At 45.9% G+C, this 22,822-nt stretch carries 16 protein-coding genes and 1 tRNA gene; 1 reads left to right on the top strand and 16 read right to left on the bottom strand.

Going from position 1 to position 22,822, the window contains the following annotated elements:
* Positions 1-16: 16 nt before the first annotated feature.
* The 4 genes from KOE27_RS27170 to KOE27_RS27155 all read right to left on the bottom strand — a co-directional run bounded on the left by KOE27_RS27170 (position 17) and on the right by KOE27_RS27155 (position 2,725).
* Positions 17-316 carry a hypothetical protein gene (locus KOE27_RS27170; RefSeq protein ID WP_215242005.1) on the bottom strand — a complete coding sequence of 100 codons (300 nt, stop codon included), beginning with the start codon at positions 314-316 and terminating at the stop codon, positions 17-19.
* A gap of 323 nt (positions 317-639) precedes the next feature.
* The gene (locus KOE27_RS27165; protein WP_215242004.1) at positions 640-930 is read right to left on the bottom strand and encodes a hypothetical protein; all 291 of its coding nucleotides are present in this window, start codon (positions 928-930) and stop codon (positions 640-642) included.
* 58 nt (positions 931-988) lie between these two features.
* Complete coding sequence (locus tag KOE27_RS27160; protein ID WP_229253010.1) at positions 989-1,234, bottom strand: hypothetical protein; 246 nt, start codon at positions 1,232-1,234, stop codon at positions 989-991.
* A gap of 54 nt (positions 1,235-1,288) precedes the next feature.
* Entirely contained in the window at positions 1,289-2,725 is a 1,437-nt protein-coding gene (locus tag KOE27_RS27155) for an NADP-dependent isocitrate dehydrogenase (protein WP_215242003.1), read from the bottom strand.
* A 91-nt stretch (positions 2,726-2,816) separates the two neighbouring features.
* Between KOE27_RS27155 and KOE27_RS27150 the strand changes: the two genes are divergently transcribed.
* Positions 2,817-3,746 (top strand): LysR family transcriptional regulator, encoded by a 930-nt coding sequence (locus tag KOE27_RS27150; RefSeq protein ID WP_215242002.1) that lies wholly within the window; start codon positions 2,817-2,819, stop codon positions 3,744-3,746.
* Positions 3,747-4,046: 300 nt separating this feature from the next.
* Here KOE27_RS27150 and KOE27_RS27145 read toward each other — a convergent pair.
* From KOE27_RS27145 to KOE27_RS27090, 12 genes are all read right to left on the bottom strand, one after another.
* Positions 4,047-4,118: transfer RNA gene (locus tag KOE27_RS27145), tRNA-Arg, on the bottom strand.
* A gap of 83 nt (positions 4,119-4,201) precedes the next feature.
* A complete protein-coding gene (locus KOE27_RS27140) occupies positions 4,202-4,873 on the bottom strand; it encodes an NUDIX hydrolase (protein ID WP_215242001.1) in 672 nt (223 codons plus the stop codon).
* A gap of 31 nt (positions 4,874-4,904) precedes the next feature.
* Positions 4,905-5,591 carry a hypothetical protein gene (locus tag KOE27_RS27135; RefSeq protein ID WP_215242000.1) on the bottom strand — a complete coding sequence of 229 codons (687 nt, stop codon included), beginning with the start codon at positions 5,589-5,591 and terminating at the stop codon, positions 4,905-4,907.
* A gap of 134 nt (positions 5,592-5,725) precedes the next feature.
* Positions 5,726-7,720 carry a 1,4-alpha-glucan branching protein GlgB gene (gene glgB / locus KOE27_RS27130; RefSeq protein ID WP_215241999.1) on the bottom strand — a complete coding sequence of 665 codons (1,995 nt, stop codon included), beginning with the start codon at positions 7,718-7,720 and terminating at the stop codon, positions 5,726-5,728.
* Between the two features lie 132 nt (positions 7,721-7,852).
* A complete protein-coding gene (locus KOE27_RS27125; RefSeq protein ID WP_215241998.1) occupies positions 7,853-9,061 on the bottom strand; it encodes a dipeptidase in 1,209 nt (402 codons plus the stop codon).
* Between the two features lie 179 nt (positions 9,062-9,240).
* Positions 9,241-10,101, bottom strand: a complete 861-nt coding sequence (locus KOE27_RS27120) for an esterase-like activity of phytase family protein (protein WP_215241997.1) — start codon at positions 10,099-10,101, stop codon at positions 9,241-9,243.
* Between the two features lie 249 nt (positions 10,102-10,350).
* Positions 10,351-13,818, bottom strand: a complete 3,468-nt coding sequence (locus tag KOE27_RS27115) for a patatin-like phospholipase family protein (protein ID WP_215241996.1) — start codon at positions 13,816-13,818, stop codon at positions 10,351-10,353.
* 234 nt (positions 13,819-14,052) lie between these two features.
* Positions 14,053-16,167, bottom strand: coding sequence for an outer membrane protein assembly factor BamB family protein (locus KOE27_RS27110; protein ID WP_215241995.1), 2,115 nt, complete (start codon positions 16,165-16,167; stop codon positions 14,053-14,055).
* Positions 16,168-16,186: 19 nt separating this feature from the next.
* Entirely contained in the window at positions 16,187-18,142 is a 1,956-nt protein-coding gene (locus tag KOE27_RS27105; protein ID WP_215241994.1) for a sialate O-acetylesterase, read from the bottom strand.
* 258 nt (positions 18,143-18,400) lie between these two features.
* On the bottom strand, positions 18,401-19,348 hold the full coding sequence (locus tag KOE27_RS27100; protein ID WP_215241993.1) for a hypothetical protein: 948 nt from the start codon (positions 19,346-19,348) through the stop codon (positions 18,401-18,403).
* Between the two features lie 16 nt (positions 19,349-19,364).
* Positions 19,365-21,188: an ABC transporter ATP-binding protein gene (locus KOE27_RS27095; RefSeq protein ID WP_215241992.1), complete on the bottom strand. Its 1,824-nt coding sequence runs from the start codon at positions 21,186-21,188 to the stop codon at positions 19,365-19,367.
* A gap of 107 nt (positions 21,189-21,295) precedes the next feature.
* Complete coding sequence (locus KOE27_RS27090) at positions 21,296-22,279, bottom strand: glycosyltransferase family 2 protein (RefSeq protein WP_215241991.1); 984 nt, start codon at positions 22,277-22,279, stop codon at positions 21,296-21,298.
* Between the last annotated feature and the right edge of the window lie 543 nt (positions 22,280-22,822).

Below are 22,822 nucleotides of genomic sequence, written 5' to 3'. Positions count from 1 at the left end.
AATCATAGACACATTCTTAGTGATCTAAACCAGCAGCTACTGGTAACCTTTCATCCGGAAAAACTGGTAACCTTTCGTCCGGAATCACTGGTAAACTTTCCCCGGAATATGCAAAGTGGGAGATGATATCCTGAATATTCCAGCTGGACAAGTAAATATTGGCGTTGATGGTCTCACATTTGACCCGGATGGCAGCTTTTCCGTTACAGTTACTGGTCATAAAATTGTTGCTTCTGGTATCAAATTGATCCAGACTGGCGGAGGCAGTAAGAAATTTGTTATTAAAAGTGCCAGTATCGAATTTTAATTTTGCCATCAGCAGGCTGGCGTAAATTTCTGCCTAGTACCATCCGTTGTGCAGGATGATGCTAGGCAGAAAAGCCCTCCCAGAGCACATTCTAGCTTCACGTGGGTGTCTTCGGTAGCTTGTCTGCGAACGGGCTATTTTTCTTTGCAATCGTGATCGGAGACATCTTGCCTAGCACAGGCCTCAGCAGCTGGTCAACGATACGCAGAATAATACCGAAGGTTAAATAGCAAAACAGAGAATTAATTAATGGGAATTCGGCTGCAAGTACTTTGCTTTGCATAACGGGACTTTCATGTTATCTTTTGAAAATTCATGTTTAGATTTTCAGGTTACATTACCCCAGCTGGAGGTAGTAATTGGATCGAAATCCTGGCATGAACAGACAAGGTGCATCCAAGGGACGTGGCAAGTTTTGTATATTCTTCAACATTAAGTCGGGCCTGTGCCAGCTCTTTGATCCTGGATGTACTTTGGTTGTCAACAGTGCCATATCGTTCCTGTTGGCTGAAATTTTTTAATTGGTGATATTGAATCTTTTGGTTGATCAGGCCTAGCAGGAGATCTCGGGCATCATCAGACTCAAATACCCCGGAAATAAGTGAGATTTCGGCATTTTCCATATTTATGCGTAATTGGTTTTTGGCTATGAATGCATTTTTATGAAAGGAGTTCGTTGGGTTATTCAATATTTACATGGGATGCCAGTGCCACATTTCCTGGGATCCCGGCTATGTGTTTTTTTACTTCGGACAGGTCTTCTTGCAGTTTTTTTATTTTTTTCTCTCGAAACTTAATATCCTCCTCGCTCATATCGGAGCTTATCTTTTGCTCATGATATTTAATTTTAGTTTGGATAAGATTCGTAATTATCCCCAAAGCATCACTAGCGGAAAACTCCCCTTTTATTAATTGAATAGTCATCATGAGATCGTTAGTTTTTTTTGAAATTTGCTAGTCTTTTAAATATCTCCTACTTTTTTACTGTCCTTGCCCTAAGGAAAACCCTGGCTTCCCGTCGAATGCATAGAGGTTTTCGGTCTTTATTGCATCAATGTTTTCTTCCAGGCATTTGGACAGAAGCCTAACTACAACGGCTTTGTCAATGACTTGCCCCGACTTGTGCTGAAACCGGCATCGCCAATGGTCCGTACAAAACGTTTCCTTAAACCCGTTCGGCCAAACTTTTATGCCCCGGTTGGTGATCATGCGCAGGCTAATGTCTTGTGCATCTAATTTCTGGACCTGCTGTGCGAGTTCGTTCGGGTCTGATCCATCCCAGTGGACAAATACATCCACACCAATCAATTCCTTTTTGGCTTGTGGTTTTCGCTTATAACGCGGAAGTGTAATTGTTACATTCTTCGTGTATGCAACCGGTTTTAATTTTGATGGTTTTTTCCCAATGTTTGCGATGACTGCATCTGCAAATTCACTGGTTCCGACTTGCACTTTGCTGGTTCCCTCTTTAAATATGTCATAGGTATGGATTCCATCCTCAATCGTTTTCAGCCATGCGTTTTGTACCTTTTCGGCTATGTCTGTCTGGCTTATGTGATTCAGCATCATGATTGCTCCTTGCAGGAGTCCCGATGGATTTGCCATATTTTGGCCAGCTCTTCTTGGTGCCGAACCATGGATCGCTTCAAACATTGCGCATTCTTCCCCAATATTAGCGGAACCGGCCAGTCCAACTGATCCGGCTATCTGCGCTGCCACGTCGCTAAGTACATCACCGTAGAGGTTTGGCATGACCAGCACATCGAAAACCTGTGGAGTATCTGCCAGTTTTGCTGCTCCGATATCAATGATCCAGTGCTCATTCTCAATATCGGGGTATTCTGTCGCGATCTCGTCAAAGACACGGTGGAACAGACCATCTGTTTGTTTCATAATGTTGTCTTTTGTAAAGCAGGTGACTTTTTTTCTTCCCTGTTGCCGGGCGTATTCAAATGCATAACGAATGATTTTTTCACATCCCGGTCGGCTGATCAATTTGAGGCATTGTACTACTTCATCTGTTTGCTGATGCTCGATACCTGCATATAGGTCTTCCTCGTTTTCACGTACTATTACAAGATCCATTGCTGGGTGCTTTGTACTTACAAAAGGATGAAGGCTAATGCAGGGCCTTACATTTGAATAAAGTCCTAAAAATTTACGAGTCGTCACATTTAAGCTTTTATACCCCCCGCCTTGAGGCGTAGTAATGGGGGCTTTCAAAAAAATCTTATTACGTCGGATAGCCTCCCATGCCTCAGGTGTTATCCCGGCGGTGTTCCCAGCCAGGTACACGGCCTCTCCAACCGTAATTTCTTCAATTTCTATTCGGGCTCCTGCGGCCAAAATAATTTTAAGGGTGGCATCCATGATTTCCGGGCCGATCCCATCACCTTTTGCTACTGTAATTGTTGTCATTCTGATTTATTTGATTGTACAGCTGCAAAGCTATTTTTAAGAATTCATAAATTTTTATTTATATTTGTAATGATTAGTATAATGATAATTTATGAATTATACCCTGAACCAACTTCGAATATTTTTAGCTGTCGTAAAATCCCAGAGTGTTACCAAAGCGTCAGAAGAGCTTCATTTATCTCAGCCAGCCGTATCTATTCAGCTTAAAAACTTCGAAGCACAATTCGACATCCCCCTGACCGAGGTAATAGGAAGGAAGATATACATCACTGACTTCGGACGTGAGATCGCTACGGCAGCAGAGAGCATTATTGAACAGGTGCACGCTATTAATTACAAAACACTGGCATATAAAGGGGGAATGACCGGAAAGCTGAAAATCTCCGTTGTATCGACCGGAAAGTATGTGATGCCATTCTTTCTTTCTGACTTCCTTTCCAAGCATGCAGGAATTGAACTGTTACTGGATGTAACCAACAAGAATAGAGTCCTTGAAAGCTTAGAAAATAACGAGATAGATTTTGCCCTTGTTTCTATTTTACCGACTACTATCAATATTGACCGGCTGGATCTTCTGCCCAATCGGCTTTTTCTTGTTGGTAAGGCTGGGCAAAAAGTCAAGATTAAAAATGATGTAAAGGAACAGTTTCAAAGCTTGCCTTTAATTTTTCGGGAAAAGGGCTCTGGTACCCGACTAGCCATGGAACGCTTTTTCTCTGAACAGAATATTACTGTTGTCAAAAAAATGGAGCTTACTTCTAATGAAGCAGTTAAACAAGCCATTTTGGCAGGATTGGGTTATTCGATTATGCCTTTGATAGGTATCAGAAATGAACTAAGTAATCATGAACTGGAAATAATAAACGTTCAGGGGTTACCCATAAAGACAACGTGGAGCCTGGTCTGGCTTGCAGAAAAGAAGCATTCTCCGGCGTCTTTATCTTTTTTGGAATTTGTGAGTAGTCGAAAATCTGCCATTGTTGAGCAGAATTTTAGTTGGTGTGAGCCATATTATAATTAACCCAGCATGGAAATCAGATTACCTGATCCTACTTGTACAAAATCAAGGAAGTCAGTGCGTATGATCAGAAATAGCCGCTACTCACCAAAAGATTCCGTGAAAACGCATCGGTAAAGTTCTTCTGGTCAATTACTACCACCATCTTCTATGGATTTGCGGAGTTAACTATTGAAAACAAACAGTATGATCAACTTACAACCAGATTCCCGGGGATATGCAAAGGCCATAATGTCCCTGAGGATCTAACGGATTTTAATTATCAGGGAGTTGCAGAATAAAAATGGCTGTGATAAAGAAATGTGCACCCAACGAGATTCGAACTCATATCGTCGGTACCGGAAACCGAAATTCTATCCATTGAACTATGGGTGCTTTTATCTACCGGGGTGCAAATATAGGCGCTATTTTATTTTATTGACAATTTTAAGGGAAAATTTGTTGAGATAAAAAATCACCTATAGTGCTTTCAAAAGCTCCCAGTCGGCTACATCTTTAAGATACAGGAAGTTGAGCAATAAACCATTGCTGTTGGTGATAAGCTTGTGGCCTTCGGCAAAGGGGGCCACGTAGGTATTGATGTATTCATGATCCGATAAAAGCCCTTGAGCCTGGTTATGATAACCACGGATCTCTTCGCCTGTCAGTTCGATTTCACAGTAGAAGAAGTACATCGCTTCGTCGCTGGTACCGGTTGAGGGATAACAGGGCTCTTTTCCCAATTGAATCAGGCTTTCCTTTGCGATTTCAATGCCGGTTTCTTCCCATACTTCCCTTGCTGCTACCGCAGCTGCGTCACTTTCGCTGTCGAGCATTCCGGCGGGATGTTCAAAAGTAAGCGAGCCGTCGCAGATTCTGCGTTGCTGAACCAGCAGCAGGAATTTTTCCCTTGTTTCTATGTCAATAAAGCAGATGAGAACACATACTACCTCTCCCTTGATGAAACAAATTGGTGGGATTTTATATCCTTCCGGCGTGCTGGCATCGGTATATACCAGGGAGAAGAGTACATCTCCTTTACCGGTTCTGCGCGTATAGAGCTCATCTATCTGATGAATATCCATTCCGTTGGCGATCAGCCTTTTTGTCCAGAGGTTGTACTTATGCGAATCGGTAAGCTTTTCAGTCATCGATGTAAGAGAAAATGTTTACTGACCGCGGTCAGTTGAAAATAGGAAAAGACAGCGCAACGTAAGGTACGCCATAGGTGGTCGAAAACCGCTTTTGGTCATTGTTTAGTTTTACTTCCGAAACATAAGTGGTACGGCCATGTATGTACGCAAATTTTACACCTATGCGGGGTGTGATCCAGTATCTCAGGTATATTTCCGATTGCCCCGCCTGTTTATCAAGCAGAAGGGGCAGGGCATGGACAGCAGTGGGCGTACTTTTGACATAAGCATTGTAATATTCTTCCCCTGCGCCGCCAAGCCTCGATGACGTATACAATCCGCGTCTGCGGGCGCCAAAGGTAACTCCGAAGATATCCGTGTTAGCACCGATTTCGAAATGCCATAAACGTACGTTGGCGCCAAGCAAAAAGCTTACACTATTGGAAGTAACCTTTCCGAATTTTAAGGTATCACCAGAAAGTGCCGTGTTTTTCGGGATAAGATCGGTACGGCCGGCATAATAACCCGATGTCCTGACGCCCCAGCCGATATTGAACCAGGAGAAATTTCGTAAGCTTAATTCCTGGTGGTAGGTGACGGCAGGAACCGATATCTTTTTATCATAGTCATAACCAAATCCCAGGTCTATACCGGAGGTGACCCTAGACAGGCTTTGTGCACTTATGGAAGTTGAAACGGACAGAAAGAAAAGAATCGCTAATACACTATTTTTCATTTCGGATATTACGGTTGATCTGACAAAGGTAAAGAATTGTATAAAAAATAAGGCAGGGATCACCTCCCTGCCTGAAACTATTTACTTAGCGTTTAGACTTACGATAAGCATAAAAGTCTTGGAAAACCATTTTTTTATTCCTTTTTCAATTTCAAAACGGTTGCCCCCAGTGGCGGGAGATCCAGTCTGAGCGAATAGGCTCTTCCATGCCAGTTTTCTTTTTCGGCGGTCACTGGCTGGGTGTTTATCTGTCCGCTGCCATAAAACTCTTCGCTGTCGGAGTTGAAAATTTCGACCCATTCGCCTTCGGAAAGTACCCCAACACGGTAGCCCTGACGGGGGACCGGCGTAAGATTGAGGATCACCACAATGTTCTGTTTGTAATCCCTGGACTTACGGGAATAAATCAGTACCGAGTTCTCGCGATCTTGGGTATCAATCCATTCGAAACCCTCGCTGCTGAACGTGAATTCGTACATGGCGGGTTCGGTCCGGTAAAGGTGATTCAGCGCTTTTACACAAGCCTGCATACCCTGATGAGGTGCCAGTTCCAGTAAGTGCCAGTCAAGGCTTTGCTGGAAATTCCACTCCGAGGTTTGCCCGAATTCACTTCCCATGAACATCAGTTTCGTGCCCGGATGAGTGAACATATAGGTATATAACACCCGGAGGTTAGCAAACTTTTGCCATTCATCGCCGGGCATTTTACTAAGCATTGATTTTTTACCGTACACTACCTCATCGTGGGAGAGGGGCAGCATAAAGTTTTCGGAAAAGGAATATACGAGACTGAACGTGAGCATATCCTGGTGCCATTTCCTGAATGAGGTGTCTTTTTCAAAATATTTCAGGGTATCGTTCATCCAGCCCATCATCCATTTCATTCCAAAACCAAGGCCCCCCACAAAAACCGGCCTTGATACACCCGGGAATGCAGTGGATTCTTCTGCGATTGTCTGGATATCAGGAAAGGCCGAATAGGCGGCAATATTCATTTCCCTGAGAAGTGAAATTGCTTCCAGGTTTTCACGACCACCGAATTCATTCGGGATCCATTCACCGTGTTTTCTTGAATAATCAAGATATAACATGGAAGCAACGGCATCCACGCGAAGGCCATCGGTATGATACCGGTCGAGCCAGAAGAGGGCATTGCTGATCAAAAATGAGCGTACCTCGTTTCTGCCATAGTTAAAAATATAGCTCTTCCAGTCGGGATGGTATCCTTTCTTAGGGTCGTCGTGCTCATACAAGGCAGTACCGTCGAAACGATACAATCCGTGGATGTCGCCAGGAAAATGGGAAGGTACCCAATCCACATAAACTCCAATCCCAGCCTCATGCAGGGCGTTGATCAGATACATCAGTTCCTGCGGAGTACCCAGTCGAGATGCGACAGAGAAATAACCAGTGATCTGATACCCCCACGACGGGGCATACGGGTGCTCCATCACGGGCATCAGTTCTACGTGTGTGAAACCCATTTCCTTGACATAGGGCACCAGCGATTCGGCAATTTCCTTAAAAGTAATATGGCGGTCAGGGTCTGACGGATCCCTTTGCCATGAGCCTAAATGGACTTCATAGACCGAAATAGGTGCATTCAGCTTATTTTTTTCCTTCCGGTCCTGCATCCATTGGGTATCGGTCCATTCGTACCAGGTATCAAACACGATGGAAGCCGTACGGGGGCCCACCTCGCACCAGAATGCAAACGGGTCAGATTTTTCGAGATGTTCCCCTTCCGCCGTAACGACCAGGAATTTATATACCTCGCCCACGCCTACGTCGGGTATCCAGCCTTCCCAGATACCGCTGCTGTCCCAGCGGGCTGTAAGGGCATGGGTTTCTTTATTCCATCCGTTAAAATTACCGATCACCGAAATAAAACGGGCGTTAGGAGCCCAGACAGCGAAGTAGGTACCTATCACGCCCTGATGTTCTATGACATGGGCGCCCAGTTTTTCGTAGAGTTTGAAATGTTTCCCCTGGCGGAAAAGGTGAATATCAAAATCAGTAAACCGGCTCACTGCTTCCACGGGACCAAGCTGATGCCGTTTTGCTGCCAGGCCGTTGTCCACAGAAATAGGAGAAGGGAGTTCTGTTTTCTTCTTGGTTGATTTTGCCATTGGGGATTATATAGTAATTGATAAAGGTGTTATCAGCATGTAATATTTACAATTTTATTAAACTATTTCTTAAAATGTATATATTTTTTTAAAGGTTTTTTAGAAACGATTGGCTGTCAATACCCAACTCTATTACAAAGTTTTGGCTATTTTCTCCACTTGGTCCAGCACCCGCATCACATTACCACCCCAGATTTTGGCAATGTCTTTTTCCGAATAACCCCGCCGAACCAGTTCTTCGGTAATGGCACCTATCTGGCTCACATCATGCAGGCCCTGCACCTTTCCTCCTCCATCAAGATCCATACCAATTCCAACATGGTCCGCACTCGTCAATCTGATGACATGTTCAATATGGTCCACAGCGTCTTTTACAGTTGGTAAATCATGCTCATATTTTTTACTGCTCGCCTTCATTTCCTCCTGTAAAACCTGTCTGTCCTGTTCGGAAAGATCCGTCTGCCGAAGTTTCATTCTCAATGCCTTCATGGAAAGTTCCTGCTGCTCAGATGGCCTTTTTACAAAACCAGGCACGAAATTGATCTGTATGACTCCTCCGTTTTTGGCAAGTGTTCTGATCATATCGTCGGTCATATTTCTGGGGACGTTACACAAAGCCCGGCAGGAAGAGTGAGATGCAATTACCGGGGATTTAGTAAGTGTAATGACATCGTAAAAAGTTGAGTCCGACACATGGGAAATGTCCACCATAATGCCCAGCCTGTTCATTTCCTGCACCACTGTCTCACCAAATTTACTCAGGCCATTATGTTCAGGTCCGTCGGGGTCCATGGAAGAGTCGCAGATATCATTGTTCAACGAGTGCGAAAGGGTGATATACCGCAGTCCCCGGTCATAGTATAATTTCAGGTTTTTAAGATCGTCCCCTATTGGCCAGCCATTTTCCATTCCAAAAAAAACGGCTCGTTTCCCATCTTTTTTCAGCCGGTAGGCCTCTTTGGAGGTAGTGGCTATCCCTGCCATGTCGGGGTGCAGCTTTACCGCCTCATGGATTTTATCAAAAATAGCAAGAGCGTTCTTTTTTGCTTCTGCGTTAGCTTCCGGCGTTCTTTTGCCTTGCCCGAGATATACCGCGAAAAACATGGCGTCCATGCCACCTTTTTTCATTCTTGGGAAGTCAATCTGCGACCCATCTTTTTCGTAATCGTGCTCTACCGAAATGTCAAAACCATCCTTCATCATATTAATGGGGACGTCGGCATGGGTGTCTATGGTTAAAACCCTTTTATGTATTTTCGCAGCTTTTTCAATGATCTGATCCTGAGCGTCCTGCGCAGAAGCAAGAAAAGGGAGTGTTAGCAATAGCAGAATTTTTTTCATACAGAACAGCTGGGTTCAGAAATAAGAGGTCGGATGAGCCAAGATGGATTTTGAGCTAATATACAAGTTTGCAGCTTTGCCTCGTCCAGCTGTGGCTTCCCGATTTGCAAAAACCTTATTTGCTTATAATCAAAACCGGTAGAATGATAAATAGAAGCGTTTGCGACCTGGCGGAGGCTTTAGTTTTCTTCCAGCAGAATAAGCTGGGTTCTTTGTTTGTTTTTCAGGCCAGGGTTATCGTCACTCACGATGAGCAATCGCCTTTTTCCGTTTTCGGACGGCCACCAGGCCATTGCCTCCAGGTTATCCGGGGCGAAGGGCAATTCTTTATTAAAGTCAAAAGCTGGTTCAGGGGATTTTATCAATTGACGGCCCTGCACGGTTGCCAGCCATAACCGGGCCTTTATCCGATCCGATCCGCCGGGTCCGTTGTCATAACACCTTTCCAGTACCAGAAGCTGGTTTTCTCCCAGTGCTACAATTTCAGAAATACCTCCCAGTTCTTCACCTGAGGTACTGTTGGGGCAACCATTTCTTTCCAGGTTGTAGCTGTAAATACCTTCCTGCATATATCCGGCACCATGATCCGCAAAGCGTAAAATATGGATGGTATCCTGCAGCAGGGTTGCCTCGCCCTTCCAGCCAGCTTCGGGTGCAATCCACACTTTCCCGCTGTCCGAGATGGCTATTGCTTCAATTCCTTTGTTATCCGCAAAAAGGTGTGTTGGGGGGATCAGGTAAGCAGGGGTAAACTTTTTGGGAAGGTACTGGTTGTAGTAAGCAACATAAGTGGTGGTATCGGGATTTTCCCATAATGGTTTGTACTCGTTTTCGACTGCAAAAAAGAACCTGTCCGTCACCGGATCAACACGGATGGATTCAAACCAGTAAGGGGTTAGTTTTGGGGTAATCTTGTCTTCCAGCTTTCCGAAATCCCTGATATTGCGGATTCCCTCAAAAATATAATAGGCGCCTCTGTCGCTCGCAAAATGCCATTGCTTCTTCGACTTAATATATTCAATGCCAGAAATTCCGTGCATTTGACCAGCCGGTTTTGGGGGTAAAAACGTGCTGTCGGCAAAACCGAACCTTAAAGTCTGAGCAAAAGTATTATTAAAAATAAAAAGTACAAAAAGTATAAAATGGCAACGACGCATGGTTCTTTCCCGGACAAGACTGATTTCCGGTAAAATTAGCGTATAACTTTGAACCTTCCGGTCCGGAGAGTCCCACAATTTGTGATCATACGTCTCCCACGCTCAGGATGCCTAAGGGGCAATAGGTTAAATTTATCTTTTGGGTGCGGGTGTTGGCTGATATTTGGGCCTGGCAAATTCGGTGCGTTTCTTTATCCCCGTGTTGAGCGGGCTTATAATTTTTGTTTCCCAGTCGTCACCTTTTGCCTGGATAAAGGAATTGATACTGAGATCAAAAGTTTTCGTCAGCTGCTCGTTAATCTGTTCTGTAGCATGGATTCCGAGTGCCCGGTAACTCTCAAACTGGCTTTCGCTAAAAAACTGGTCTGCGGTTGTTTCGTGGGGAAAGGCCGGGTTTACACTGGCATAGTTAAAAATATCCTTGGGTTCGGTACCATAAAAACCGGGTTTGACGTAAAGCAATATTCCATCGGTTTTGTGAAAAACAGGACTATTGCTGTCTGTTTCGTTTTGATTTTCGGGATACCTGATCCGGCCTATTGCCCAGTATTTTCCATTGGTTTTGTCAGCATCAAGGCGCGAAAACATATCAAAACCCAGGGGGAAATCTATGATCGTGCCGAAATCTATCCTGATTTTACGGATTGCATTTCCAAGATCTTCCAACTGACAGGATGCATCGCAGGAGCCATCACTGAGGAGTATGAACCGGTTTCGGCGTAAGATCATTTCATAAAGTCCCAGGTTCTCAAAATGCCCGCCGTCGGATAGGTTGACATACTGATTCAGGTCGTTGGTCTGCGCAAACATTTCGCTCATGATGGGTACAATGGCCAGCTTGGGAGAAGAGCGGAAAAATGACTGGTCGCCTACCGGGCCGGGATTTCCCAGCCACCAGCCCAGCCGGAGATTGAACAGGGTCATGAAAAACGCAACAAGCGGCGAGGTACTATACCCCATATTCGGGCTTACAGCAGCCCCGGAAATGGTGAGGGCTGTTCCCAGAGAAATCCCGTCATCGCCGCCATATTGTAGTTTTTTGGCACCCGGCTGACTCTCCAGATACACCCTGCGGTAACCCAGTCCAAGTGAACCGGCATGTAAAGAAGATACTGTAAAGGAAGAGGCTTTGCGTTCCTGCCAGGCAAGATTTTTCCCGGCCACCAGGTTCATAGCCAGGTTAATGATATGAAAAGGCTTTTTTAATTGCCCCGAAGCATCTTTTCTGGCCAGCTTACCCATATCAATGTTGTCTGATTCGTCAAATCCGGTAAAGGGATCGGGGCGCCGGACACCTTCCGGCCGTGCTGCGCCAAGGTAGGCGCGGATCAGCCGGGACCGGTACATGGCGTGAAGGGAAAAGCGGTTACTGTCTATCAGTTTGGAAGAAATAAAGGTAAGCACCAGCATTCCGGCAAAAACCAGGACGGCATAAATGGGATTCTGCGCAGCTGCCTTCAGAGGTGAAAAATTTCTCCAGGAAAAGTCATTTCCTTCGATCAAAATTCCCAGGAATGTCATTACCAGGTAGGATAACGCAACCAACAGCGCAACCAGCGCCAGCAGCGCCAGTAACGGCAGGCTCAGGTAAGAAAGCAGGCCGGTGTTTTTTTCTGCATCTTTTCCTGACTTTCCATTGGAAGAAGAGCGTTGTCCCAGGTATGCGGTGAGGTAACTGATAGCAGCTCCAAAAGTAAGAACATAACCCATCCCCAGGAGTTTTTCGACCAGCACGGGGCCGTAAAGAACAATCCCCGAAATAACGAGCCACCCCAGCGCTGCAATCAGGAACCAGGCACTGTAACGCGCTGTCCATTCCCGGTCCGAATCCTCTGCAATGGTACTTTTCAGGCCTTCATATACAAAACTGTTGAACAGCAGTGTAAGCATGAACAACGGAAACGCAAGGCAGGTGTAAACGATGGTTTTTTCCGGCGTATGCGTATTGTCTGGAAGTAAATCTGAAATAAAAGTCAGTAATATTCCTGAGAGAACGCCGGCGATAGCCAGAAAAACCAATTCGTGACCCCGTTTATCTTTGGCTTTACCGGTTTTAAAACGAGGAGGTATGTCATCAATACGTTTGCCGATTTGAAGAAAAAAACGGCCCAGGCGGGTGTCAGGATTTTTAAGAAAATGTGGGATATAACGCTGCCTTTTTTCGACTATATAAAATATTGCCAGTTCAATCAGGACAAAAACCACCGCAACTGCAACCACCCACCACTTGCGTTCGTCTTTGTGACTTTCCATTATAAAAATATCATGGAAATCCCGTAGCGACTGACTCGCTGATGAAAAATCTGCATTGATAAACCAATACCAGGAAATAGCCCAGATGAGTACGCCTGCTGCACCCGGCAGAAGGCAGAAGGCGAGGAATTTTGTTTGAGAGCTTTTATCTGTTGATTTGGTATCTTCCACAGAAAGCATGGGATTGGAATCAGAGGACGGCTTTGGCAGGGGCGGATGCTTTTTGGTATACAGGTCGCTGTAAATGAATAAGATACCTCCAATCAAAATACCGGCTATGGGATAAACGTGGGGAACCGTCAGATGTAAAAGGGAACTGAAAAACCACGGCAGGGCCACGAAAGCGGTAAGGAAAGGAATGATGATCAGCCAGTTTACGATCAGGTTACGAATGTAAATCGCCAGAAGCGTCCAGGTATCGGCCGAGAAAAGTCCCACCAGAGGACTCATGTAATTACTGTATTGTCTTAAATGCCGAATAGGGCCCGGTTCCCGCGGGAGAACGTTTTGAGGTTTGAGCTGCTGATGTACCTTATCGGCTCCTTCATGATGCAGCCATGAAGTAAGCCATCCGCCGGTGTATCCGCCTCCCGAAACGGTCGATAAAAAGGTAAAGTCATCCGGTTTAATACCCAGTGATGCCAGTCCCTGAATTACACCCAGTGCAAAGGTTCCGCTTCTGATCCCTCCGCCTGACAGACACAGCGCTTTCTGATACTTGTGGTGCATATTCATGCGCAGTTCCTCCAATTCCTGGTCGTCTTTTCTCAGCACAAATTCGCTGTAAACATCTTCAATCACCAGGCGGTTCAGGGTGAAAATATCCTGATCAGAAAACGTAGCTTTCTCCGACCGGGACGTTAGTTTTTTCCACCAGCTTCGGTCGTTGATATATAAATCCAGCAGCCCGCGGGTATAGGCCCGGAGTGGGGCATCCATCATCCATTCCTCTTTTAGAAGCAGGTCCTTCTCGCCAATTTTTGCGGTCAATGCATTTTCAACACTGATTTCTGTAATGGAAAGTGCTATTGACATACTGTCATCCGTTTCCGCAGATTCCGCTTTTTCCTCAGACCACGCACTCAGCTTGCTGAAACGTAGCTGATCAAATTGTGATAATGCAAATGTATATTTGCCATCTGCCGGGGAAGCACGCAGGTTAAGACCCTTATGCTCTTTTGCTTCCAGGCACCACTCTATCCGCTTCAGCAGCTCCCTAGAATTCCGGCAGGAAATTCTTCCCTTATCAGCGAGCACCATTTTGACTGCCTCCGGACTTCCGTATAAGTTTTTGAATTCATCCTTAAGGATTTCAACCAGGCGCAGCGAAGGATTGGGAGTTATCATTTCGTTGAAAATTGAGGGTAGGGAATGGCAGGCAATTTAATTTATTCCGTGTAACTATCTATATCAATGGTTCTATTTTTATTTAACGGATCTTACACATTATTAAAGGTTTATGTGGCGGATACTTCGCGGCTACATTTGAAATCTTTCCTGGACAGGATGATAATTTTGACGGTATTCAAAAAAAATGACCGGTTTGTAGGCCGGGCCATTTTTTTTGAATACGTGTTATGGTTATTCCAACGCAAATGCCACGTACAGATTTCCTTTTTTTGTCCCCAGCTTGGATCCTCCGCAGGCAATTACCACGTACTGTTTTCCATTGGCCAGGTAGGTAGCCGGGGTGGCAAATCCTGCGGCGGGAAGTGTTGTTTCCCACAAAAGTTTACCGTTATTTTTATTAAACACCCTGAACTTGCCATCCTTGGTGGCTGCAATGAGGAGTAAGCCGCTGGCCGTAACCACCGGGCCTCCATAATTTTCGGTCCCTGTGGCAGGTATCCCTTTGGCTTTCAGAGATTCTACTTCTCCAAAAGGGATTTTCCAGAGATACTCCCCCGTATTGAGGTTAATTGCGTTAAGCGTTCCCCATGGAGGAGCAATGGCAGGAAGGCCTTTGCTGTCCAGGAATTTATTGTAACCGGTACTCTCATAAGGCAGATAGGTTTTTTTTGACGCAGGAACCGCCGACACGGCTTCTACTTTTTCCTCACCAAACAAGAATGAGATCAATGCCTGTTTTTCACCGGCCGTCAACATAGTAAACCCTGGCATCATACCTTTTCCGGAGGTGATCAGCTGACTTACAAAGGCATGGTCCCGTCGGGTGCCAATGTCGATTAAGGAAGGATAGCCACTTTTGGCATTGCCTTTTCGCTGTGGGCCGTGGCACATGGTGCAGTAGGTAGCATATACCTTTTCACCAGGGCTGAGATTGGATAACTCACTCAATTTCGGGGTATCCCGCATGGTAAGTATCCATGCCATTTCGTTGCTGTTGACATAAAGTATGCCCTTGTAGGGATCTGCCGCCGCGCCTCCCCATTCCGCACCACCGTCGAATCCTGGCAGGATAACTGTTCCTTCCTTGCTTGGGGGGGAGAACATTGCTTTTTTATACCCTTTGAATTTAATCACCAGAGAGTCACGGTCTTCGGCATACGGACTGATATCCTTTTCGGTAAGCGTATACGCCTGGCGCGCATAGGGGGCGGGCTTGGATGGGACCGGCTGAGTAGGCCAGGGAGTTTCTCCAGGCAGCGCTGTTTGGGGGGCAGCCACCTCTCTGATCGGAAAGAGCGGCTTGCCGGTAACGCGGTCAAATATAAATACATACCCCTGCTTGCTTACCTGTACCACTGCGTCAATACTTTTGCCATTTTGCTTTACCGTCACCAGGTTGGGAGGTGCTGGCAGATCCCGGTCCCACAAATCGTGGTGCATGGTCTGGTAATGCCAGAGCCGTTTTCCAGTGCGTGCGTCAAGAGCCAGCAGGCAGTTTGCGAAAAGATTCTGTCCTTTACGTTTGCCTCCGTAAAAATCATATCCCGCCGATCCCGTCGGCACGTACAGGATCCCGCGTTTACGGTCAACCGCCATCCCGGCCCAGTTATTGGCCGCTCCGGTGAAAGTATTCTTGTAGGCATCGGGTGGGAAAGTTTCATAGCCAAATTCTCCGGGATAGGGGATGGTATGGAAAGTCCATTCCAGTTTGCCAGTGCGGACGTTAAAAGCGCGGAGGTCACCGGGAGCGGCATCGGAGTCTTCTGACAGCCGAAGCGGCATCACAATAAGGTCTTCGAAGATCGTACCCGGGGTGTTGGAAACCATGTATTTTCCTTTGGCGATATCGGGAAGGCCGGTGTGCAGGTCAATTTTTCCATGGTCGCCAAAGCTGTCGATGGGAATTCCCGTGCGTGCATCCAGCGCATAAAGATAGGAGCCCATGGCATGCATGATACGTTTATCATTTCCATCGCTCCAGTAAGTAAGTCCGCGGCTGGTGTTGAGGTTTCCCTTACCTTTTTCGCCAAACATCCATAGCTGTTTACCTGTGGCAGCATCCAGCGCAAATGCCTGTACGGTGGAGGTTACACCATACAAAATGCCGTCAATAATGATTGGATTAACCTGGGTTTGTCCTGAATCGGGCATGGCGTAGGTCCAGGCAACTTTCAGGTTTTTAACATTTTCAGGGTTGATCTGCGTAAGTCGTGAATAGTGGTTCCTGTCGGGTCCACCCAGGTATTCCGGCCATTCTGTTTCCCCTTCGGGTGGATGGGTACTATTTTTTGCCGCCACAAGGAAAAGAACCGCTACTGCAGCAGAGAGTACTAATGATTTTATCATTGCATTGTTAAAATATATCTTATTCAAACTTACCCTTCTCAGTTATTCCAGGCCAGGTATCGGTACGGAAGCCGCTTGCCGGAAAACCATCGGTATTATACAGATTGGCATCAATGGGCGAATCGGACCATGCGTACCGTACGGCTACCGGTTTGCTGACTTTAGGATGCGATACAATCACTTTACTGCCATCAATTTCAGCCTGTGCGAAATGGAACACCTTATCGTCACCCGCAATTTCAAAACCTTTCAGGTAACCATATTTGTCTTTTACCATCAAGCCTTTTTCTGCATTCTTGAAAGATATTACTGCCTTTCCATTGCTGAACTCGGAGCGGTCATACAGAGGAGAGGCATAAGGAATATTCATACCGTAATCCAGCTTCAGTGCATTGACCGCGAGCCTGTGACCCACATCCTGTTTGTTGGTGGGATGGATATCCTTCGGATTGCCTATATCCGTAATCACTGCCATTCCGGTTTTGGGTAAGCTTAACGTCATGTCTTGGGCCTCACGTAATTCGGCCCAGTTGCTTCCGGTGTTACTATTGTTTTCGGGCCCGTAACTGGATAATTGTGCCCAGTAGAATGAAAAGTCATCACCCCAAAGTCTGCGCCAGTCGTTGATCATCAACGGGAACGATTGCCGGTACTGATAAGCTCTGCCCGCGTTACTCTCACCCTGGTACCACAAGGAGCCACGGATAGCGAACGGAAGCAGAGGGACAATCATTGCGTTGTAAATTGAAGTACCTACATTGTTCATCAGGTGCGCGTACACATGTTTTTCGGCGAAAGAAGGCATCAATTTCCAATCTCCGGCAAGGCTTATTTTTTGACCGCTTTCCTCAACATAGAGATCATTAGCGGAGCCCGTCAGCCCCGGGCCAAACCAGGAGAGTTTTTCATGGTTGCCCAGTGCCATCACCAACTGGTTTTTTCCCGATTTCCAGGTATCTGCCGGTACTGTTATTTTTCTTGAACCTTTGATGATCCCCTCGCTAATGAGTTTACCATTGATATAAATTCGGTTGGGACTATCATTTTCGGCGAGTGAAAGAATCGTTTGTTTGGCAACAAAATCAGCAGGGATATCTACCTCCCGGGCCATATACCCACGGCCCCGAAAGCCCATTAAACCTTTCCAATCCCACTGCCCGATTGGATCTGCCGTTTTTTGCCAGCGTGTAAGATCCGCATTTCCGCTTACGTATATCAGCTCTTCTGCTGCGGAGGGGGTATAGGAAGCATCCTTAAAAAGTTGTTTCCGAAGTTTTGTATCCATGATCACGTCCGCTTCTTCCCAGGTTTTGGGCAGGTTCTGAGCATAGGATCTCAGGCCGTCATTGGTGAGCATACCTTCCTTGCTGATCCACCCCTCTATCTGCGAACCACCCCATGAGGAATGCAGCAGACCAACCGGTACTTTTAGTTTTTGGTATAATTCTCTTGCAAAGAAAAAACCCACCGCCGTAAAACCGCCGACTGTTTCGGCTGAGGCAATTTTCCATTCCCCTTTGTCAAGGTCCTTTTCTGGTGTGAGCGTTACATTGTGCTCTACTCTGAAATGGCGGATCTGCGGATAATCCGAGTCTTTTTTCTCTTCCTGGTAATGATTGGATGCCGCCACAGGCCACTCCATATTGGACTGTCCGGAGCATAACCATACTTCTCCGATCAGGATATCGTTTACCGCAGCATTTCCGGATTTACCAGAAACCTGAAGCTGATGAGGTCCGCCCGCTTCCAGGGCTGTAAAGCGAACCAGCCATTTGCCGGTTGCATCGGCTTTGGTCTGCTGTGTCTGACCGGCCAGTGTAGCTTTTATTTTTTCCCCTGGCTTTGCCCAGCCCCACACCGGGATCGGTTTTTGCCTCTGCAGGACGACGTGATCAGAAAACAGCCGAGCCAGCTTTACCTGTGCTGTTGACGTGACATGGATAAAAACAAACAACAGTAAAATAATCTGCTTCATAAACGTCGGATAAGGATTTTTTTGGAAAAATAGTCAGAAATCAACAATAAAAATGAATGGAGAATAAATTGTACAAAACAGGAATCCAAATGTAATGGCAGTACCTTTTTGGTACCGTACCTAAAAGGCCACATACCTATTGATTTAACTATGGAAGCGAAAGCAGCGGGGCATAAAATCAGAACGGGAGTAATTTGTGCCGTCTTATCACAAATTACTCCCGTTTCGGGCAGGCCAAAATAATTCCAGGTGCCTGCGTTACGATTTGTTATTCAGGTTGTAAACCAGGGATTCCAGGTGCTCCTGGAAAAAAAAATCATAACCGTTATCGCCTTCAGGAACCACATTAATCACTTCGAATGCCGTTTCGAGGATACGCGGTACTTTGAGCCCCTCAGCAACAGAATAGGGGAACGACTGATTCCCTATAAAAAATTTGGCACCGGCTATAATGCGGGCCATCTGCATAAAATCGCTGACCTGTATCCAGCGTATGCCGGGGATCGTTTTGCGGATATCTTTAAACTCCGATTCCACACCGATGAAAGCAATATCGGGGTACTGAATGAGGAACTTATAATTAATCGTATAATTCCGGTACCTTTCGCTGCGGGCCATCACGATGGTATCTGCATAGGTTGTGTCGGGCTCAACGGTCAGCCAGGGCTTCCAGAGTACAGGGTTAACGCCCGTAAGATAACTGCACCAGCGCGCAATATTTCCTTTATCCAGCGGTATGCCACCGGCGCGGAAATAGTCCAGGTCTATATCAATAATCTGTTTGTCGTGAATTTCAATATGGTCAATGTAGGGTTGTGGCTTCAGCAGGGCAATGAGCATGGTGGCCATTTTTTCGTTCAGCATCACATTCCCCAGCGGATGTGAATTATAACCGGACAAGATCAGCGGCTGGCCCAGCCTGAGGTAAAGTTCAATTCGGGCGTTTGTATATTGTTTTATGGCTTCGATGGTCGGCAGCGCGTAAATGATATCACCCGCATTACCGCTGTGGCTCAGCCTGATCACTCCGTTCTTTTCCGCGTAACTTTTAATTTTAGCCGGACTGGTCAACTTTTCGGCCTGGGTGATGAAATGAGCAAAAGCAAGCTGCTTCTGGTTTTTCAATTCCCATTTATACTCTTTATAACGTACTCTGTCTGTGTGTTTTAACCAGAGCCTTGATATAAGATTTCTTTTTTTGAACATAAACTTGATCCTTCAGTTATTCGTTAAATGTCTGCATGTCTATCAGCCTTTTGTAAAGCCCCTCCCCGGCAATCAGCTGCGTATGAGAGCCTTGTTCCACTATTTTCCCCCCTTCCAGGACAAGAATCAGGTCGGCGTTCTGGATCGTGCTCAGCCTATGCGCAATGACGAGAGAGGTGCGGTTTTTCATCAGATTGTTGAGCGCTTCCTGCACCAGTTTTTCCGATTCGGTATCCAGTGCCGAAGTGGCTTCATCCAGCAGCATTACCGGAGGGTTTTTTAGAACCGCCCGTGCAATGCATATCCTTTGTTTCTGGCCGCCGGATAGCTTCATTCCCCGGTCACCAATGTTACTCAGGTATCCCTTTTCGGTCTGCATGATAAAATCGTGCGCATTGGCAACCCGCGCCGCGGCTTCCACTCTTTCCGGTGTGGCTTCGTCCGTTCCAAAGGCAATGTTATTATAGATGGTATCATTGAAAAGGATGGATTCCTGGTTCACCACACCGAATAATTTCCACAGAGATTCCAGCTTGATCTTTTTAACATCTTGTCCATCAATGGTAACGCTGCCCTCGTCTGCATCTATAAACCTGGGAAGCAAATCCATCATTGTAGATTTTCCTCCGCCGGAGGGTCCGACGAGCGCGATGGTTTTTCCCTTCGGGATCACAACGTTGATATGATCCAGTACGGGCCGGGAAGGATAGGAAAATGAAAGATTATTGAGACGGATCTCGTCATTGAAATGTTTCAGATCTACTGCGTCCGGGGCATCCTGTATTTCAGGCTTTTCATCAATCAGGGCAAGTACGCGCTCTCCGGCCGCAATACCGGCGTGGACTGTACTGAACGAGTCTGTGAGTGCCTTGGCCGGGCGCATCACCTGTGAAAAAAGGGCGATGTAGGCAACGAATTTGGACACGCTCAGTTCCGACTGGTTGTCCAGTATCAGCGAACCACCGTATAACACGATAATGGCCACCATCACTACCCCGAGGAATTCGGAAACCGGTCCGCTGAGCTGCTGCCTGCGCGCCATTTTTTTTCCCAGGTCGGAGTATCGGATGTTTTCCCGGTCGAATTTTTCCTTGATATCTGCCGTGGCGTTAAATGCTTTAATGATCTTGATACCCGACAGGGCCTCGTCCAGATAGCTGATCATCAGCCCGAACAATTCCTGCGCCTGTGTGGCCTGTTCCTTCAGGCGTTTAACAATTTTGGAAATAAGAAAAGCCGATACCGGAATCACCAGTATGGCAAAAAAAGTAAGCTTGGCAGAGGTTGCAAACAACATAAAAACATAAGCCAGCAGTTGTAATGGTTCTTTGAAAACGACTTGGAGAGTACCTGTCACGGAAAATTGCACCACTTGTACATCCGACGCGATCTTGGAAATAATATCTCCCTTCCTCTGGTTGCTGAAATACCCGACCTGCAGGTTCATGACATTGTTAAAAACCGTTTTCCGGAGATTCAGCAACGTATGAATACGAAGGTTTTCGATCACGCGCTGTGAGAAATATTTGAAGATATTGGAAAACAGAACGGAAGCGACGATAACACCGCAAACAATCCTGAGTGAGCCGTGAGGGCCATATTCAATGCTGGCCTGCTGGGCATAATAGTTAAAATAACCTAGTACGTCAAGCCAGCTGTCTGGACGGGCCACAGCTGCGGCACCCTCTTTGTTATTATTGAACAGGGTCATTAACAACGGGGCAAGCAGCGCAAGATTTAAGGTATTAAAGATTACGCCGAGAACGGTAAAAATAACATACGGGACCGCAAACCTGTAAATAGGCCGGGCAAAGGATAATAATCGAAAGTAAGTCTTCATTTTTAATGTTGAGGCCCGGAAATTCCCGGGCCTGGTTCCTATACAACGTATAAGTTGCAGAGAGCTTGTTTGGGGGTGGACTGCTTTAAATTAATGACAAAATTAAACTATAACTTAACCACGTGTTCATATTTGAGCATGAGGCTGATATTCTGAACGATATCCCGGATGCCTATTTCCGAACGATGCCTTCTCATTTGCCGTGAAAAAGCGTTTTTCTTTTTCTGAAGACCCTTACGGTTGCGCAGAAAGTCCAGGTATGCCTCAGCCTTATAAAACTGTAAAGTGAACAGGCTGGGCAGTACATCACAGAGAATTACCTGCAGATGGTACAGGTTGAGATCAAACCCGTGCAGGTGCAAATGATGGATGTAATAACGGTTCCGAAAATAGATTCGTTTTACGTTATACTTATCCTTGTGTCCTTTGGTACTGGCCGAAACTTCGTGGCGACATACGGCGTCATGTTCATAGTAACATTTCCAGCCAAGGCGCCAGGCTCTGATCGAAAGCTCCTGATCTTCACCATAATACGGATTGAACATTTCGTTGAAGCCGTGAATGGTCTTTAGTTTCTTGGTATCCATCAGCGCAATAGCACCGGATAAATAAAAGGTTGGAGTTAAAACCTGGCTGTCGTTGAGATAGAAAAAATGACTTGGTTTGATTTTCCGGCCAAGTATCTTGGGCGAACGCGCCGCATCCAGAATGTTGTCGTCATCCATGCCGATGATACGCCCCATGACCCCAAAAGTGTCCTTATACTCAAAGTACTTGTACAGCTTTTCAAAGTAACCAGGTTCCAGGGTCACGTCCGTGTTCAGCAGAAATACCAGGTCGTTGCTGGCTTGTTGGATCCCTATGTTGCAGGTTTCCGAGAAACCGGAGTTGGTAGCTTTTTCAATGACTGTAATGCGGTCCTGATAGTGCTCACGAAGATAGGCTACGGAACCGTCCCTGGAGGCATCGTCGACCACAATGATTTGAACGTCAGTGTTTAATGAAGTTAAAAGTTTGTAATTATGTTCAAAGTATTTCTCGAAAAGATGTTTTCCGTTATAATTCGGAATCACTACTGATATGCTTTTCATCAATTATCACCTGGTTTTGTGAAGTAGATTGTTTTGTCAATCGCTATTGCTGTTAGTTGACGAACAGGATATTCTTTATGAGGGGGGAGATTATGGCTTTTTCGGATTGTTGTTACAGCAGTATCAATAATCAGGCCATCGGAAATCATTTTGCTATTCAGTAATACGCGCACGCAATGAAAAATGTAACAGGTCAGCATGAATTATATTATGGCAGGCCGGCCGGTTGCTATTGTCCGCTCCAGTCATACTTTCGAAACGTAACCAGAGGAAACAAATCAGCGGACCTTACTTTTTTGTCCTCCGTTCGGATCTGCGGAATGGCAACGATTTTTTTTGTTATTATCAGCATAATAAAATTGTATTATTTCATGGTTAATTAATTTCGAAGCAGGAAGCCAACATTTTATTCGGACGGTCTTCTGCAACAGGCAGTCACGGTGTGTCTTCCGTGTGTCATGTCTTAAAGAACCATCCTGAGCTAAAAAGGTTGTAAGAGGTATGTTAAATCAAGCAGATTTTTGATGAGCGGATTTAAAAAAA

The organism is Dyadobacter sp. CECT 9275 (genome assembly GCF_907164905.1).
Lineage (GTDB): Bacteria > Bacteroidota > Bacteroidia > Cytophagales > Spirosomataceae > Dyadobacter > Dyadobacter helix.
Note: the sequence above shows the minus strand (reverse complement) of the source record. Positions and strands in the feature narration are given on the sequence as shown.

Excerpts from the sequence above, each read along its gene's own strand:
- KOE27_RS27110 (WP_215241995.1), bottom strand. The coding sequence starts at position 16,167 with ATGATAAAATCATTAGTACTCTCTGCTGCAGTAGCGGTTCTTTTCCTT.
- KOE27_RS27155 (WP_215242003.1), bottom strand. The coding sequence starts at position 2,725 with ATGACAACAATTACAGTAGCAAAAGGTGATGGGATCGGCCCGGAAATC.
- KOE27_RS27115 (WP_215241996.1), bottom strand. The coding sequence starts at position 13,818 with ATGATAACTCCCAATCCTTCGCTGCGCCTGGTTGAAATCCTTAAGGAT.
- KOE27_RS27170 (WP_215242005.1), bottom strand. The coding sequence starts at position 316 with ATGGCAAAATTAAAATTCGATACTGGCACTTTTAATAACAAATTTCTT.
- KOE27_RS27140 (WP_215242001.1), bottom strand. The coding sequence starts at position 4,873 with ATGACTGAAAAGCTTACCGATTCGCATAAGTACAACCTCTGGACAAAA.
- KOE27_RS27135 (WP_215242000.1), bottom strand. The coding sequence starts at position 5,591 with ATGAAAAATAGTGTATTAGCGATTCTTTTCTTTCTGTCCGTTTCAACT.
- KOE27_RS27090 (WP_215241991.1), bottom strand. The coding sequence starts at position 22,279 with ATGAAAAGCATATCAGTAGTGATTCCGAATTATAACGGAAAACATCTT.
- KOE27_RS27150 (WP_215242002.1), top strand. The coding sequence starts at position 2,817 with ATGAATTATACCCTGAACCAACTTCGAATATTTTTAGCTGTCGTAAAA.
- glgB (WP_215241999.1), bottom strand. The coding sequence starts at position 7,720 with ATGGCAAAATCAACCAAGAAGAAAACAGAACTCCCTTCTCCTATTTCT.
- KOE27_RS27165 (WP_215242004.1), bottom strand. The coding sequence starts at position 930 with ATGGAAAATGCCGAAATCTCACTTATTTCCGGGGTATTTGAGTCTGAT.
- KOE27_RS27120 (WP_215241997.1), bottom strand. The coding sequence starts at position 10,101 with ATGCACGGAATTTCTGGCATTGAATATATTAAGTCGAAGAAGCAATGG.
- KOE27_RS27100 (WP_215241993.1), bottom strand. The coding sequence starts at position 19,348 with ATGTTCAAAAAAAGAAATCTTATATCAAGGCTCTGGTTAAAACACACA.
- KOE27_RS27160 (WP_229253010.1), bottom strand. The coding sequence starts at position 1,234 with ATGATGACTATTCAATTAATAAAAGGGGAGTTTTCCGCTAGTGATGCT.
- KOE27_RS27125 (WP_215241998.1), bottom strand. The coding sequence starts at position 9,061 with ATGAAAAAAATTCTGCTATTGCTAACACTCCCTTTTCTTGCTTCTGCG.
- KOE27_RS27095 (WP_215241992.1), bottom strand. The coding sequence starts at position 21,188 with ATGAAGACTTACTTTCGATTATTATCCTTTGCCCGGCCTATTTACAGG.
- KOE27_RS27105 (WP_215241994.1), bottom strand. The coding sequence starts at position 18,142 with ATGAAGCAGATTATTTTACTGTTGTTTGTTTTTATCCATGTCACGTCA.